Source organism: Bradyrhizobium sp. Bra64 (assembly GCF_024519875.1).
GTDB classification, from domain to species: Bacteria; Pseudomonadota; Alphaproteobacteria; order Rhizobiales; family Xanthobacteraceae; genus Bradyrhizobium; species Bradyrhizobium japonicum_G.
On record NZ_JALJRD010000016.1, the window covers coordinates 92,384 to 108,514 of the forward strand.

Sequence of the window (16,131 nt, forward strand, 5' to 3'; positions counted from 1 at the left end):
CGACGGCGCCGGCGGATGCCCTGGTGGTCGACGAGACCAACCTTGCGATCAACGCGACGGCGAACTTTGCCGACAACTTCTCGGTGGTGAGCAATTACGGTGCGGACGGTGCCGGCACGATCGCATCGGCCTATGCGCTCGGCGTCAAGAGCGCGAGCGTGGATTCCGGCCTGATCGACGTTGCGACCGGGCAGCACATCCTGCTGGTGCTGAACGGCAATACGGTCGAGGGGCATGTCGGCGCGACGGCGACGTTGGCCTTCACGGTCACCGTGGATGCTGCCGGCGTCGTGACGCTGGACCAGATCCGCGCGCTGCAGCATCCGAATGCGACCAATCCGGACGATACGGTGACGCTGTCGGCGGCGGACCTGATCACGCTGACCCGGGCCGACACGATCACGGACAAGGACGGCGATTCCACCAACAGCTCGTCGAGCATCAATATCGGCCAGGCGCTGACGTTCCATGACGATGGCCCGAGCACGATTTCTCCGGACTACGCCATTCTGAACAACAGTATCGGCGCGAGCTTTACCGCATACCTCGACTTCGACCACAACATCGACAACAACGTCGGGGCCGATCAGCCTGGAACGATTTCGTTCGCAAACATCACGAACGGCGAATTGGCGGTTGGCGTTGTAAACGGCAGCACCGCAACTCTCACCTCCGGCGGGCAGAACATCCACCTCTACCTCGTGGACAACGATTCCAACCCGGCCACCCCCCTCCAGCTGCAGGGCTGGATCGGGAGCGCTCCTGGCGGAGGCGGCACCGAGGTGTTTGCCGTTACGTTGAACCCGGATGGCAGCCTTGCCACCAGCAACGATCAGTACACGATGCAGCTGTTCGCTCAGATCGGAGCGACCGAGACCCGAACGGTCAACGACTTCTCGTCTCTTGGCCAGAACACGCAGCAGTTCAAGGCGTTGGACGTTGCCAACACGACTCAGGATCTGCTGTTCTCGGGCTATGTGCAGCAACCCAACGGAACGTCGAACGCGTCGGGCGGAAGTTCCGTGTCCGCAAGTACGACCGGCATCGGCGTTGCCAACAACTCGATGAACGACGGCGACAATCTGCGAATTGATTTCGTCAACAGTGCAACGGTCACGAGCGGGAATAACAACGAGTACAGCTACTCGACGCACTACAACATCAACGACTTCCAGTTCGGTATCGTTCAAGTGAACGGCAGTCCGCCCGCAGATTCGATCGAAGTATGGGTGCGAATCTACAATGCGAATAACGACACGTCGGGCAACACGACGGCCACGGATTCCGCGCATCTCGCCGATGATCCTCAGCTCAACACGATCACGTCAATCGAGGTGAATGGGGTCAGCGTCAATCTGGCGTCACTGATCACGGACGGGAATGGAGGCTACCTGGTCACGGGGCTGGACCTTCACGATACCGTCCTGGTGCACGCGTCGGGCACCGGTTACGACCGGATCGAGATCGAGAACGCACTGCAGACTCCGACCTTCAATAACCCTGCGCTCAATGGCGAATCGTTCGACATCGGCACGTTCTCTTATGTGACGACCGCAACAACCATTCCCTCTGTCAGCATGTCGTTCGACGTGGCATTGACGGACGCGGACGGTGACAGTTCGACGAGCAGTCTCGGGATGACTTTGGTGTCGCCGGGGACGCTGTTCAACGACTACTCCGCTTCCGGGACGGGGGTTACGGCCACCGTGGGCGATCCGCTCGATCCGCAAGCCAACATCAAGGGATCCGACTTCAATGATACCTTGACCGGGAATTCGGCCGCGAACGTTCTGTCGGGCGGTATCGGTGACGATACCATCCGTGGGTTGGGGGGCGATGACGTCCTGATTGGTGGTGCGGGCAACGACAAGTTCGTTCTTGAAGCCACGGCGGCGCTCAACGGCCACGATACGATCGCGGATCTGCAGAGCACCGACGGGATCTTTGTCGACGTTGCCAGCCAGGCTTTGACGATTGGAACAGCAGCGTCGATCTCTGCCGCTCAATTTGTCTCGTCGAGCGCGGGGGTCCCGAACGAAGCATCTGCCGGAGCATGGAACGGAGCGGCGAATAGCTTCTTCTTCAACAACACCACGCACGAACTCTGGTACTCTGCAAGCGGTACCGGTACGGACAAGCTCGACCTGGCGCATGTCTCTACCGGAATTCCTGCGGCAGCGACCGTTCATACCTTCTGACGCAACTGCCGTGGCAGACATGCGCTCTGCCGGTTGACGTTGGATGAGCCGATATGCGGCGGCAAGGCGACCAGCCTTGTCGCCGCATTGCTTTCTCTCGGCTGAGCTGCGAAACTACACGGCCAGCAGCGAGAGAGTGCTGATCGGCGCCTATGGTGCTGAGCTGCCCAGGCTAGTCCAAGCAATGTGTCAGAGAAGCACCGGCAGCGTGCTCAGTGACCCGCCGCCACCGGTGTCCGCCGGCCCCGAGCCCGCCCATTCCGATCCCGCCGCCGCCGGCGCAGCTTCGGCCGTGAGCGGCTGAGCCTTCGCATAAGGCTTGGCGAACAGATGCACGCCGTCGTGATTGATCGCGAACAGCGGGGCGAAATTCAGCTCGCCGTTGTCCTCCCGCAAGCCCGCCCACCGGTTGTCCAGGATCAGCCAGCGGCCGTCGAGACGAGCCGCAAGCACCGCGTGGTCCTGCCGCACGGTCCGGTCACGGACGAGGAGCAGGCGCATGTCGGCGTCCGGGAAACCGGCTTCGCGCAACGCGGCGTATTTGGCGATCGCGTAGTCTTCGCAATCGCCTTTGCCCGTCGCAAAGCTCGCCAGTGGCGAGCTCCAGCGGTCGAGCTCACGATATTGGGCGAGATCGCTGACATAGCGGATCGCGGTGTTGACACCCAGATTGGCTTCCTCGAGCCGGGCGCGCCCGGACTTTGCCTTGACTGCACCGACAAGCCTGAGGAACTGCGCGGCGTTAGGCGGGCAGCTCGCGGCCTCGGACCTGCAGCGCTCGAGCACGGCTTGCTCGCGGGCGATCTCTCCTTCGACCGCACGCCATTTGCGCCAGACCTCGCTGTCAGGCGCCCGGAAGGTGAAGAGGCCGAACGGTTCATTGCCGAGCGGGGCAATGCCTGAAAGAGGGGCCGCTTCAGGTTGAGCGTCCGTCGCCGTGGGGGAGGGCGGCGTCAGCGCCGCCAGGCGCACGGCATTTGGTCCCCGGCCGCGCTCGCGGTCCAGCTTTGCCAGCACCGCGTTGATCGTGAAGAACGTCGCGGGAGCCTGAATGGTGTCCGCGCCGGATGGCGCGATTTCAGTCGAATCGGCCGGCCCGACATCGGCGGCGAGCGCGGCCGAGGTCGAAAAACCGTTGAGCGAGACCACCATGGCTGCTGCGAGCGCCAGAAAGTCCTGCCGCCGCTGTCCAAAACGCGACTTCATTGACCGTCCCCATATTTCGGGACGTCGCCGGCGTCTTTGCGCGCCTGATCGTCATCCCGACCTGTTTATCGGGAGCCAGCGTGCGCTCGGGCGCGCTTAAGTCGGGTTAAAGCCGGGGAAGGGGGGCCAGGAATGAGCCGGCGCGATGAACGCGCACCTCCAGCAACGCTAAAGCTTGCAGGCGCGGGTTAAGGACGCATTAAGCAAGGCGAGCGCCGCCCGGCCTAGTGCTCGCGCAAAGCCTCATCCCGCAAGGTGCGAGCCGGCTTCAGGATATAATCCAGAACGCTCTTCTTGCCGGTCAGGATCTCGACCGTCGAGATCATGCCCGGGATGATCGGGAGCGGAGCCTCTTCAGTGCCCAAATGGTTCTTGTCGGTTCGAACCATCACCCGGTAGTAGGTCTCCGGTCGCTGCGCCGACTCGCTCTTGTCGTCGAGGATCGTGTCAGCGCTGATCCGCTCGACCTTGCCGGCCAGATGGCCGTAAACCGAGGAGTCATAGGCGGATATCTTGACGACGGCATCCTGGCCCGGGCGGATGAAGGCAATATCCTGCGGCCTGATCTTGCCTTCGACCAGCAAGGTATCGTCGAGCGGAACGATGTCCATGAGGTTCGCACCGGGCTGAACGACGGCACCGATCGTGGTTACGTTCAGTTTATTGACGATGCCGCGAACCGGCGAACGCAGATCCGTCCTGCGAACCCTGTCCTGCGCCGACTTGATATTCTCGTCGAGGACGGCGAGATCGCCCCTGGACTTGGCGAGGTCCTCGTCGGCTTGCGCGCGAAATGTCGAGATCGTGGTCGCGATCTTCGATTTGGCTTCGGCCATCTGACCCCTGACCTCCGCGGACTGACGCTCCAGCCGGAGCATCTCGATCTCGGGGACGACCTTCTGTTCGTACAGCTTCCGGGTCAGCGTCAGCTCGCGATCGAGCAGCGCGGACGATTGGCTCAGCCTCGTGATCTGCTGGGTGAGAACGTCGATGTCTTGCGCGATCTTCTGCGCGCGGGCCTTGAACACGCTTCGTTCCGTCGCCACGGTCGCAGGTACAACCCCCTCGATCTGGTCCGGAAATACGATCTCGTTGCGCCCCCTCGCTTCGGCATCCAGGCGCGCAACGCGGGCCGCCATCGCGGCGCGGCGTTCCCGTATCTCGCCGAATTCGGACGCGAACTTGGTGTCCTCGATCCGCATCAACGACTGGCCTTGCTGAACCGTGGCGCCTTCCTGGACGAGAATGTCGCCGACGATCCCGCCTTCCAGCGACTGGACAACCTGAATTTGCCGCGAGGGAACGACCTTGCCATTGCCGCGCTTGACCTCTTCGAGCACAGCGAAATGAGCCCACGTCAGGAATGTCGCAAACAGGCCGAAGAAGGCCCACAGCAACATTCGCGAGGTTTTCGGCGTCCTCAGCTTGACGGCTGCACGGATGTCGTTGGCGTAAGTGAAATCAGCTGACATTGGATTTCTGCGCCGGGGGGACGGGTTGAACCACTCTGGGATTGGCGACAGACTCGGTCGACGGAGCCTTTCCTTGCAACAAGCTCAAGACGTGGTCGCGCGGTCCATCGGCGACCAGCCGCCCGTTGTCGAACAGCAGCAGGCGATCGACCATCGACAGCAGTGAAAGACGATGAGTGGAGATGATGATGGTCATTTGCGCATTATCGAGCGTCTTGAGTCGTTCGAGGAACTCGCTTTCGCTGCGGACGTCGAAATGGGCGGTTGGCTCGTCCAGAAACAGGATCTTGGGTTTGCGGATCAAGACGCGCGCCAAGCCGATGGCTTGCTTTTGACCGCCCGACAGGCTGCGTCCGCCCTCTGCTATGGGCATGTCGTAGCCCATGGGGTGACCTGCGATGAAGCTTTCCACTCCGGCCAGGCGCGAAGCCGCAAGCACTTCTTCGTCCGTCGCGGCCGGATAGCCCAAGGTTATGTTGTCGCGCAGCTTCCCGAAGAACAGATCGGTGTCCTGCATGGCAAAGCCGATGCCGGCGCGCAAGTCGGCGGGATCATACTGGCGCGAGTCGACGCTATCGATCAGGATGCGGCCATCTTGCGCCTCGTAGAACGAGAGCAAAAGTCGCCCGACAGTCGTCTTCCCCGAACCAACTCGACCAATGATTCCAACGCGCTCACCGCTCTGAATCTTGAATGTGACCTTCTCCAGCGCCTTTCCGGGAGCATTGGGGTAAGTGAAGGAGACGTTTTCGAAACTGATGGTGCCTCGCTCGATTTTTCTGGCGACATAGGTCCGTTCCGGTGAACGTTCCCGTTCCAAGCTCATGATTCGGTCGATGGATTTGAGCGACGAAAAAGTTTGGGTGCCACGGGTGATCACGGACGCGATGCCTGCAATCGGCGCCAAAACGCGGCCGGCGAGCATGTTGGCTGCGACCAGCGCACCGACTGTCAGGGTGCCGTTCTGGATCAGGAATACGCCAATTACGACCAGGAGCAGACTTGTCAGCATCTGTGCCGAGTTGGCCGCGGTCAGCGCCAGGGATGACCAGAAGTGTACGGCCTCGCCGGACCTTGCTGTCGCTGCAACCGAACGCTCCCAAGCCGTCTGCATCCGTGCTTCACCGCCGGACGCGCGCACAGTTTCCAGACCGGCGAGCGATTCGACGAGCACGCCGTGGCGAGCTGCCGACTCGGCTTGCAAGCGTTTCATCGCCCGATTGAGCGGGCGTTGTAAGACCAGTCCAATTAAGATCATGACCGGCAGCATCAGCAACGGCACCCAAGCCAAGGGTCCCGCGACCACGAAGAGAACCGCTACAAACAGGATGGCAAAGAGCAGATCGGTTGCCGAGACCACGCTGCCCGAGGTGAAGAATTCGCGAACGGAATCGAAATCCCGAAGCTGGTTGGCAATAATGCCGACGGATGTCGGCCGTTGCGACAACTTCACAGCCATAACATGCTCGAAAATGTTGGCTGCAAGGACGACATCGATCGTCTTGCCCGTCACGTCGATCATCTTGCTCCGGACCATCCGCAGGATCAGATCAAAGACGATTGCGAGGCCCATGCCGATCGAAAGAGCAATGAGCGAGGGGATAGCTCCGTTCGGGATGACCCGGTCATAGACGCTCATTGTGAAGAGCGGCATGGCCAGGGCCAGAACATTGATCAGCAGGGCCGCCAGCGCGATATGCCCGTAGTTGCGCCAATGGGCCTTTACGACGGACCAGAACCAGTGCTGCCGGGGAAGGCTGCCGGCCGCGACGGCTCGCGCGTCCGACTCGGCGGCCGCCCGGACCAGAAAAGCATACCCCGTATAACCGGCGGCGATGACGTCCAACGTCAATATCTGCGGCACATACGGCCGGTCGCTTGGGTCAATCACCCTGGCGGTACGCTTGCCCTCGTCAATGCTCAGCAAGATCAGCGTCGCTCCGTTCTTCATGATCAGCACGACGGGAAGAACGAGAGAGGGGATGTCCAGCAGCTTGCGTTTGGTGGCCTCAGTCTCCAGGCCGGCACGGCGCGCCGCCCGCTCATAGAGAGAAACCGTCAGGCGTCCATCGAGGATCGGCAGGCCGCCGAGCAAGCCATCGCGGGTCACGGCTCTGCCGTGATGCCCGGCCAGGAAGATCAGCGAGTCCAGCAAGGGATCGCCTTGTTTCGCTTCGACCTTCTCGGCCCGAACCGATGCCGTGGACTCTTCGCCGATGTTATGCGGGCGTGCGCCTTCTGCCGAGGACTTCTTTGTTTGACGAAACAACAAGCTGATAAGCCTTAAATGAAAAGCGATGAAACGAGCTTGGCAAAGTCGTCGCAGAATACGACAAACTGCCAGTTAATTCATTTACTTATTTGGACGGGCGCGATTAAGGATTAACGATCGCAGGCAGGAAAGCTATCCGTGCGTTATCGGGGGCAGGCCCGGAACTAAGAAAGCCCGCACATCTGTGCGGGCTTTTAGTTGGTCGGTCGATCGATGTCGCTACTTTGCAGTTGGCGAGAATGCGGTCAGGAGCCAATGGGGCTTCTCGGTCGGGGCATATGAGCTGCGCTGGCCCGTCGAGCCATCGAGCACGATCGGCCCACTGGAGCCTGCACGCTGTGCAAACCAGGCGGACACGCCAGCGACCTTGGCCGAGGCGGCGGTCTTGTCGGGCTCGCCCGACCAGCGATCGCCGAAACCCGACGTGGTGGGCTCGGTCGCAGCATATGACAGCCGAACCGGAGCGGCCGTCGGCGCCGGGACAGCAACCCGCAGCGGCTCAGAACCGCTCTGCGGAAGCGTCCAGCGGAACGTGGGCGCCTTGTAATCCGGCAGGCCGAACAGGTTGAGATCGGTTGGAGCCGCGTCGACCGGGGGGGGAGCCTTCAGATATTCGATCAGGGTTCCAGTCGCGGCGAGCAACTGATAATCGGCAAACACCACGACTGCTCGCGCCGACGTCAGCGAAACCTGCGCATTGAAGAACTGGTTTTGGGCATTCAGAAGGTCGATGAGCGAGCGTTGGCCCAGCTCATACTCCTTCTGGAACGCGGCGATGGTTTTGCGATCCGCCTCCAGCTGGCCGGTCAGCGCCGAAATGCGGGTCTGTGTTATCGTGCGAGCGTTCCAGGCCTTGTCGATGGACTCATATGCGTCCCGCTGCAAGCGGGCGTGCCGTGCCGTGGCTTCCGTGAACCGTTCGGCCTTTTCCGAGCGATTCCAGGCATCCTGTCCGCCGCGGAAGATGTCCCAGGACATCACGACTTTGCCGCTGTAGTCCTCATGGGTAACGGCGGGCGAGCCGGCGGCCGCAACGTAGGGGAAGGAGTTGTCGTAATGCGTCGCCCGACCCTCAAGATAGAATTTGGGGGTGAACAGACCGTCCGTGGACTTGAAGGCATGCTTGGCGGCATCGGCATCCGATTGAGCCGCCGCAATCGTGGAGTTGAACCGCAGCGTGACCGCGAGTGCTTCATCCCGGCTGGCCGGAAGCCCCCGCAACGGGCCGGGGAAGCGCACATTGTAGGGCTCTACGCCAACGACCTTGCGGAACTTTGCCCGTGCATCCTCGAGGCTACGGCGAAACTCGGCCAAGGCCGCGCGGGCACTTTCGACGCGTTCCCTTGACTGCTCAAGGTCGCCTTCGCCGGCCCGTCCGCCCGAAAACCGCGAGTTTACGTTCGAGAAGATCTTGTCATGATTGGCAACGTTCTGCTCGGCCAGGCCGACCAAACGCATGTACCGCACGACGTCAACGTAAGCCTCGGCGGCATCAAGGGCGATGAGCTCGGTTCGTTCCTTGACGCGTGCTGCGGCGGCGTTCACGCGCGCATTTTGGCGCCACACCTCGTGGATCGAGGTGAAACCATCAAAAAGAAGCTGCCGGACGACGACCGATTCCTGGCTCCCGTTCCGCCACGGCCCCGATCCCGTCGTCGGGACCGCAATGCTTGGAGCTACAAAGCCAGGGGGCTGGTCGAACTTTTCCGGCCCATAGCTGGCGTCAATCCGCACTTGCGGTAAGAGCGTACTCTGGGTCTGGCGGAGTTCGCTCTCGGTTGCACGACGGTTTGCCGATGCCTCACCCACACCCGGGTTGGTCTGCATCGCCTGACGCAGGGCGTCATTGATTGAGAACTGCTCCGCTTGTGCCGGGGCGGCCGCCAGGATGATCGTTGCGAAGGCAAAATACGCCGGCTTCATCGTCCCCACCATAAAAGGCATTTAACAAATAGTATTGACCGGGAAGAGTTAGCAAAATGCTGTGATCTTACCTATGACATTTCAGACACAGCTTGCAGTAATCGCTCAAGGCTTCGACTTTCGCGCCCAATAGGCGTGCAACTGAGGCAGCTTAGCCCTTTCCCAATCCTCGACACCGGGGCGTTTGCCGCGCCGCACAAAGTCTGCGCATTTTCTGCTCCTTAGCAATCTGATTTTACTGCTGAATTGGATTATTGCTGTGCTGCGATGTGGCAACCTCAGGTATCGCCTCTTCCGATAAGGCGAGGTGCATGAGGGTCCGCGAACCGGGGCAGGGGTAGCCCAGGGAGCTTTGCCGAGGACTTCGACGCGCGCGTCGGCGCCGGGCGCTGAGGACCGCATCAGGTCAGCCAGCATGATCCTGCTGTCGTCGATTCGGATCCCGGGGCGCGTCAATGGCCGGAAGGTCGGAATGTACGGCCTGCCTTCTCGGTCGCCGGCCATCAACGCAACCTCTGAGCGTTTCGATGTTTGGGCGGCAGGGCAGACGGGCGGCCTACCGAACGGTCCGGCCGGGGATCATCCTCATAGTACCTCGGGCAACACGCTTCCGGAGTTAACGGCACGCGCTTTTTATTTACATTATTTATGGTGGCCGATACGGCAGCAATTCGAACGGCAAACCTTGCTTAAGGTCTCGGACACATAGTGAATGCATTTCAGCATGCGATTGAAGGGCATCAACTATGGATACAGACCTCCGAACCGAGCTCGAAGGCCTCATGGAAGATATCCAAAAGCGCCAAAGGCATATTGAAGACCAGGTTTTTCTGATCAACGTTCTCGAGCGAGAAGGGCACATCACGCTCGACGAACAAGCCGCCCTCAAGTTTGAGCGCAAACAGCTCGCGCTTCAAATGGAGCGGCAGACAAGGCTGCTTTTGAAGGCGCAGATCTGAGTCAGCGCCAGTCGTTGTCGGGCAACGTTCCTGGCGGGGGCTTGAGTTGCTCGAGCCCCTCATCAATCGTCCGAATGTCTTCCTCAATCCGCTCGATGGTCCGGGTCGGATCAATACCGGATACGGTGCGGAGTTGCTCGAGCAACTGGCACCGATGCTCTCGCAGTTCTGCCAGCCCCGGCCGGTCCTTCAATTCCACCAGAGAAGCAACGATCAGTTCAATGGATGATGGCAAGGCAATACCTGTCGATTAAAAAATTCATTATAGACCTTTATGTCGACCCGAAAAGATCGCCGCCGTCCGCACTTTGACAGAAGCGCCCTGCTGGTCGGGACGCGGCCGCGGGCCGCGCAATCGTGATGCGTCGGAGTGCGTCCTTTACGCCACATGCTGCGAGCGTTAATTTTGGTTCGATACGCTTTGCCCGTGTGAGTATCGGGAGCAGCCTTTTTGCCAGGGCCATTGCATACGATGTGTGAGCGTTGCTCGATCTTCGATAGGAAGATTCAGAGATTCAAGGAACTCGTCGTTCAGCTGTCCGATTTCGATACGGGCCTGGTGGAACAAATCATGTGGAGAATAGCCAGGCTGCGGAGCATGAAGGCTGCGCTTCACCCTGAAGACGGATAGTCGACCCTACTTCATGACCAGCCGACGGCGAACCGCCGTTGTCCGGTGTCGTTTGCTGCTCCGGGGGCAATCCGTATGTTTCCAACAGCGCCGTCCGCTTGAAATGTAACGGCGGACGGCGCTGCTCCAGCCCCGGGAGGGTGATGCAAAATCCCGGTTTTTCGAGTCTGCGCTTTCGTTGACCGCGGTCAAACCAAAACCGCTCGATTGGTGAATCACGCCGAATGTACCTGCTCCGCACTGCAAAACATCAACCGTTCGGTTGAGAACTCGGGAAAAACAGGAACAACGTCAATCGGACCCCTGTTGGGAAGACCCTTCTTTCGAGCTGCCGCGAGCTACGACCTGAACAAATCATCGGGCAAGTAAGCTCAAATCCCAGCGGGCGGGGGGCTTGGCAAGTTCGGGAAAAAGAGGCAATCTACAATTTTTGGATTGCCAATGCCCGCTTATCTCGTCCGCTCAATCGACACTCACCAGATCGTCGGCTTTTTCTTCGCCGATCATCCCAGAGGTCTTGCCCTTTTGGTCCAGGACTGGACGGACGGGGATCTCTGCGAATATGTCCAACTTCCTGGGGGCGGCATCGTATGGGCCGGGTCGGCGGTTCCGGTGCCTATGGATCCTGGCATCGAGGACGACGCAGACTGGAACATGCCCGAACTGCCTTTCACGAGCGCGACGCTGTCTGAGACCTGGCTCAACGTGCTCTACGGCTACACGACCAAGCTTCGCTGGACGAGGTTCAAGGCCGGAAAAAGACCGGAATCAACTTCACCCGAACCTCCAGAGCCGGTGAGCTCGGGACAGGTCATTCCCCTGCGAAGACCGCAATCATAGCAAATCGGCAAGCGAAGAAACCAACATGACGGCAGAGAAGCTGCGGACACACGTCACCTACCTGAGCGAAATAGAGACTGATTCCGAGCGGCGTGACGTCTTCGCGGGCCTCACTCATGAAGAAACTGTCTGGTTGATCGATTATCGAGAGCGGCGGGCGCGCGGCGAACCCGGATGGAGCCGAGATCAAACGATTGCTCTCGGACTTACCGCAAGACACAAGATAGCGCACACCCAGATCTTGAACTTGGAGTCGGGAAGGCAACTCGATAGGCCGGCCATCAACTAGCTTGTCACGAGTACCTGGATGATTGTGACGGAAGCGTGAACGAACATACCTAGAAGCGACGTGACTGATTTTTCCAATTGTATTTTTTTGGATTTCCGATGCGCACCCTGTTCATTATCCTCGGCATTTGGCTGCTGATTAATGCTCTCTTCGTCGTGATCATGATCCCGCCGCGAAAGCCGCGGAGGTCTAATGCTGAGAGTGGACAGAGCGACCTGTCGCCGGCATTGATCAATCCCAACAGCCGGCTGGTGGAGGCGGATGAGGGTTTTTCGCTTCGGCACGCCATCATTGCAATCGCGCTCGGCTCCTTCTTTTCTCTGACCCCACCATTGCTGCAAGCTTATGATGCCATCGCGGCATTCATCAGGAAGCTCCGCCGAGACGAGGGTGACGGAAATTCAGCGGATCCTCATTCTCGCTGAATCAGAGGACGATCGCCATTTCGAACCGGGCGCTTCACCGGCTCCAGCCCCCATCGATTGATGAGTCCCGACTCCCGAACCCGGAGATCAAGTCGGTCCCGGTGACGGCTGGAGCTTGGCAGCGTCGACAGGACGGTTGGTGACGTCGGTGAAAAGCTTTGCCGCCCCTCCCGCCTTGTCGACGAAGGCGGCTCTCGCACGGGCGACCTTGTCTCTTGCCTCCTGGGTATCGCTGGTGGCCTGAGCGGCTTCGCGATAAGCGGTTTCGGCGTTGCGCAGATCGGTGACGACCGCGTTCAACTGCGTTGCGTTGTTCGAGGTCACGAGCTTCCCTGCGATATACACCACCTGGCTGAGACCCAGAATACCGAGGATGTTCTGCGGTACCGTGAAGGACGCAAGCTGAAACACGCCGCCGGCGAAAAGTGCGAGCCCTACCGCGCCTGTGAATATCAGGCTCTGAAAGCGGTAAACGTCGAAACCGCCGTCGCTCGAGATAAGGTCGTAGAAGCTCGGCTCCGGTGTGGCGCGGGTCGAGTCCTTGTCGAACCAGCCCTTGTTCATGAGCCAGGCCTGATTTGTGGGCTCGAGCGCTATCTTTGAGGACTCCGCTCCCTTGGCGGCCGCGGCCCCGATGCCTGCGATGCCGAGCAATTGCAGGATCGTGGTTGACAGGTCGGAGAGCACGCCCGTGCGAAGCAGGATATAGGCGAGCATCGCAAAAACCAGGATCGTGAAGAAGAATACCTGGAAGGCCGAGAGACTGCCGCGATTGTCGGAGCCGGCCGTGATCCGGATTGGGTTCCAGGCTTGAACGCCTTTCGACGACGTCCCGCTCAAACGCGCAAAGGCCTTCGCGGAGAGAAAATAGGCGGCGAGCACGATCGCGAGTGCCAGCCCGATGCTTAGGGAGTAGGGGCTGAGATAGACCGGCAGGTAGGAAACGTTGAGCGGCCTTCGCGTGCTGTCGCACTGGTAGATGTAGAGGTTCCGCCGGGTCCACCATCCCGCGACATCATTGGGAACGTCGATCGAAACGATCGTGTCGCCGGACTTCAGCAAGCGCTTCACGACGAGGTCGTCGGTTTCGCCCGCTCTTCGCGCGCGGGCGCCGTGCCTGACCTCGTCCCGCGGGACTTCCTTGTTCTCCAGGAAGACCGCGAAATAATGCGCCTCCGGATCGAGAGAGCTCGCGATCCCGAATTCGACATTGCTTCCGGCGGGCACGAGATTGCTGTTGTAGATGATCGCAGCGCTGTTGGCCGTATTGGCGAGCGCCTGGAAAATCTCGCCGCCGGCGCAGTCGGAAATTTCCGTCCGCGCCGCGGCAGCGTCCTTCACGTTGGCTTTTTTCGGGTTGGCAGTCCCATCCTTGGCAGCGGGCTGGACGGCTTTCGTCTCCGCCGCCGGACTGGCGGGATCGCCTGCCTGCTGGGCAAGGCAGGGGGCAGCCAGCAGGGCAGAAGCGAACAGAATTGCGCGTATCCCATTCAGGGAATCAGAAGCGCGGCAGCTGCTTCCAATTTGCGCCACGGCAGCTTGCGCGAAATCGAACAAGGATCCCTCCTCGAAAATGGCGAACGCCGGCAGGGCAAAGCTCAAAAATCTACCTAAGATGGTACGTGCAACAGGCTTCGCCAGCGAGGTTCCGGGCCCCTGGGGCCGCGACTTATGCACAAAAACCTCGTGCCGGTTTGTAGGCCGGAAGGGCTTCGGCTGGGCGGACCTCGAGGCGGACGTCTCCTGGCGTTGCATCGCCGTATTGGGTTGACCCCGACGGTCGATATGTCAGAGAAGGACGGCGGCTGGAACGGAACGCCGCTGTCCTCTTGGGATACAGTTAGGAGCAGGTGCACATATGGCTGAGCGGATCGCTCTGATCACCGGCATTACCGGGCAGGACGGCGCCTATCTCGCCGAATATCTGCTGTCGCTCGGCTATGTCGTGCACGGCATCAAGCGGCGCTCGTCCTCATTCAACACCGCGCGGGTCGATCATCTCTACCAAGATCCGCATGCCGGCAACGTGCCGTTCCTGATGCACTACGGCGACATGACGGATTCGACCAATCTGATCCGCCTGGTGCAGCAGATCCGCCCGACCGAGATCTACAATCTCGCCGCCCAGAGCCACGTCGCCGTCAGCTTCGAGAGCCCGGAATACACCGCGAACGCCGACGCCGTCGGCGTGCTGCGGCTGCTGGAAGCGGTCCGCATCCTCGGCATGGAGAAGGAGACGCGGTTCTACCAGGCCTCGACCTCCGAGCTCTACGGCCTAGTGCAGGAGATCCCGCAGAAGGAGACGACGCCGTTCTATCCGCGCTCGCCCTACGGCGTCGCAAAACTCTACGGCTACTGGATCACGGTGAACTACCGCGAAGCCTACGGCATGTTCGCCAGCAACGGCATCCTGTTCAACCACGAGAGCCCGATCCGCGGCGAGACGTTCGTCACCCGCAAGATCACCCGTGGCGTCGCCCGCATCGAGGTCGGCCTCGAACAGACGCTCTATCTCGGCAATCTCGAAGCCAAGCGCGACTGGGGCCATGCGCGCGACTATGTCGAGGGCATGCACAAGATCCTGCAAGCCGACAAGCCCGACGATTTCGTGCTCGCCACCGGCGAGACCCGTTCGGTTCGGGAGATGGTCGAGCTGTCGTTCGCCCATGTCGGCCGCCGCATCGCCTGGCGCGGAGTGGGCGTCGAGGAGACCGGCGTCGATGAGGCCAGCGGCAAGACGGTGGTGAAGATCGATCCGACCTATTTCCGGCCAACCGAGGTCGATCTTCTCGTCGGCGACGCCAGCAAGGCGCATCAGGTTCTCGGCTGGAAGCCGAAGCGCACCTTCGCCCAGCTCGTCGAGGAGATGATGGCGAGCGATCTGGCCGAGGCAAAGCGGGACGCCGGCAGTGGCAAACGCAGCGTTTGAGCTCAAGGGCAAGTCCGTCTACGTCGCCGGCCATCGCGGCATGGTCGGCAGCGCCCTTGCGCGCCGGCTGGCGCGGGAGGACGTCAGGCTCGTCACGGTGGATCGGCGCGAGGTCGATCTCTGCAACCAGGCCGCCGTGTTCGACTGGTTTGCGAGGACGCGGCCGCAGGTGGTGTTCCTCGCCGCGGCCAAGGTCGGCGGCATCGTCGCCAACAACACGCTGCGCGCCGAGTTCATCTACGACAACATCGCGATCGCGGCCAATGTGATCCAGGCCGCGCATCAAAACGGCGCCGAGAAGCTGATGTTCCTCGGCTCGTCCTGCATCTACCCGAAGCTGGCGCCTCAGCCGCTGCGCGAGGATTCCGTGTTGACCGGTCCGCTGGAGCCGACCAACGAGCCCTATGCGATCGCCAAGATCGCCGGCATCAAGATGGCGGAGGCCTATCGGGCCCAATATGGCAGCGACTTCATCAGCGTGATGCCGACCAATCTCTACGGCCCCGGCGACAATTATCACCCCGAGCTGAGCCACGTGGTCGCCGCCCTGATCCGCCGCTTCCACGAGGCGAAAGTTTCGGGCGCGAAGAGCGTCGTGGTCTGGGGCACTGGCACGCCGCGGCGCGAGTTCCTTTATGTCGACGACATGGCGGATGCTTGCGTCCACCTGATGAAGACCTATTCGAGCGCGGAGCTGGTCAACATCGGCACCGGCGAGGACATCACCATCGCCGAGTTCGCACGCGTCGTGGCCGCCGTCGTCGGTTACAGCGGCGAGATCGCCTTCGACGCCTCGCGTCCTGACGGCACGCCGCGCAAGCTACTCGACGTCAGCCGCCTCGCCAGACTCGGCTGGCACGCGACGACCTCGCTCGAGGACGGCTTGAAGCGCGCATATGCGGCGTATCAGGCCGGCATGCCGGTCTCCGCGTAGGAACCATCACCGCCAGCACGAGTTGGCCGTCGGGCAGGGCGAAAGACACACGA

At 60.9% G+C, this 16,131-nt stretch carries 12 protein-coding genes; 6 read left to right on the forward strand and 6 right to left on the reverse strand.

Annotated elements, in window-relative coordinates:
- The coding region (locus tag NR187_RS30620; protein WP_256808845.1) for a DUF5801 repeats-in-toxin domain-containing protein at positions 1 to 2,198 on the forward strand (2,198 nt) is incomplete at its 5' end.
- Positions 2,199 to 2,387: 189 nt separating this feature from the next.
- Here the strand turns inward: NR187_RS30620 and NR187_RS30625 are convergent.
- From NR187_RS30625 to NR187_RS30640, 4 genes are all read right to left on the reverse strand, one after another.
- The gene (locus NR187_RS30625; protein WP_256808846.1) at positions 2,388 to 3,404 is read right to left on the reverse strand and encodes a transglutaminase-like cysteine peptidase; all 1,017 of its coding nucleotides are present in this window, start codon (positions 3,402 to 3,404) and stop codon (positions 2,388 to 2,390) included.
- 224 nt (positions 3,405 to 3,628) lie between these two features.
- Complete coding sequence (locus tag NR187_RS30630) at positions 3,629 to 4,876, reverse strand: HlyD family type I secretion periplasmic adaptor subunit (protein ID WP_211386711.1); 1,248 nt, start codon at positions 4,874 to 4,876, stop codon at positions 3,629 to 3,631.
- The gene (locus tag NR187_RS30635) at positions 4,866 to 7,145 is read right to left on the reverse strand and encodes a type I secretion system permease/ATPase (RefSeq protein WP_372703284.1); all 2,280 of its coding nucleotides are present in this window, start codon (positions 7,143 to 7,145) and stop codon (positions 4,866 to 4,868) included. Before NR187_RS30635 ends, NR187_RS30630 begins: the two co-directional genes overlap by 11 nt.
- A 222-nt stretch (positions 7,146 to 7,367) precedes the next feature.
- Positions 7,368 to 9,071 (reverse strand): TolC family outer membrane protein, encoded by a 1,704-nt coding sequence (locus NR187_RS30640; RefSeq protein WP_211386710.1) that lies wholly within the window; start codon positions 9,069 to 9,071, stop codon positions 7,368 to 7,370.
- Positions 9,072 to 9,853: 782 nt separating this feature from the next.
- Between NR187_RS30640 and NR187_RS30645 the strand changes: the two genes are divergently transcribed.
- Positions 9,854 to 10,030 (forward strand): hypothetical protein, encoded by a 177-nt coding sequence (locus NR187_RS30645; protein WP_211386709.1) that lies wholly within the window; start codon positions 9,854 to 9,856, stop codon positions 10,028 to 10,030.
- 1 nt (position 10,031) lies between these two features.
- On the opposite strand, the gene NR187_RS30650 is transcribed toward NR187_RS30645, so the two are convergent.
- Positions 10,032 to 10,265: a hypothetical protein gene (locus NR187_RS30650; RefSeq protein WP_256808847.1), complete on the reverse strand. Its 234-nt coding sequence runs from the start codon at positions 10,263 to 10,265 to the stop codon at positions 10,032 to 10,034.
- 837 nt (positions 10,266 to 11,102) lie between these two features.
- Here NR187_RS30650 and NR187_RS30655 point away from each other — a divergent pair.
- Together NR187_RS30655 and NR187_RS30660 are read left to right on the forward strand one after the other, a co-directional pair.
- Positions 11,103 to 11,501: a hypothetical protein gene (locus NR187_RS30655; protein ID WP_211386707.1), complete on the forward strand. Its 399-nt coding sequence runs from the start codon at positions 11,103 to 11,105 to the stop codon at positions 11,499 to 11,501.
- A 387-nt stretch (positions 11,502 to 11,888) separates the two neighbouring features.
- Positions 11,889 to 12,215 (forward strand): hypothetical protein, encoded by a 327-nt coding sequence (locus NR187_RS30660; RefSeq protein WP_211386705.1) that lies wholly within the window; start codon positions 11,889 to 11,891, stop codon positions 12,213 to 12,215.
- An 87-nt stretch (positions 12,216 to 12,302) separates the two neighbouring features.
- Here NR187_RS30660 and NR187_RS30665 read toward each other — a convergent pair whose 3' ends face one another.
- A complete protein-coding gene (locus NR187_RS30665) occupies positions 12,303 to 13,556 on the reverse strand; it encodes a hypothetical protein (RefSeq protein ID WP_256808849.1) in 1,254 nt (417 codons plus the stop codon).
- 517 nt (positions 13,557 to 14,073) lie between these two features.
- Here NR187_RS30665 and gmd point away from each other — a divergent pair.
- Together gmd and NR187_RS30675 are read left to right on the forward strand one after the other, a co-directional pair.
- Positions 14,074 to 15,144, forward strand: a complete 1,071-nt coding sequence (gene gmd / locus NR187_RS30670; RefSeq protein WP_211386703.1) for a GDP-mannose 4,6-dehydratase — start codon at positions 14,074 to 14,076, stop codon at positions 15,142 to 15,144.
- Positions 15,125 to 16,078, forward strand: coding sequence for a GDP-L-fucose synthase (locus tag NR187_RS30675; protein WP_211386702.1), 954 nt, complete (start codon positions 15,125 to 15,127; stop codon positions 16,076 to 16,078). The genes gmd and NR187_RS30675 overlap by 20 nt, the downstream gene beginning before the upstream one ends.
- The last annotated feature ends 53 nt before the right edge of the window (positions 16,079 to 16,131 follow it).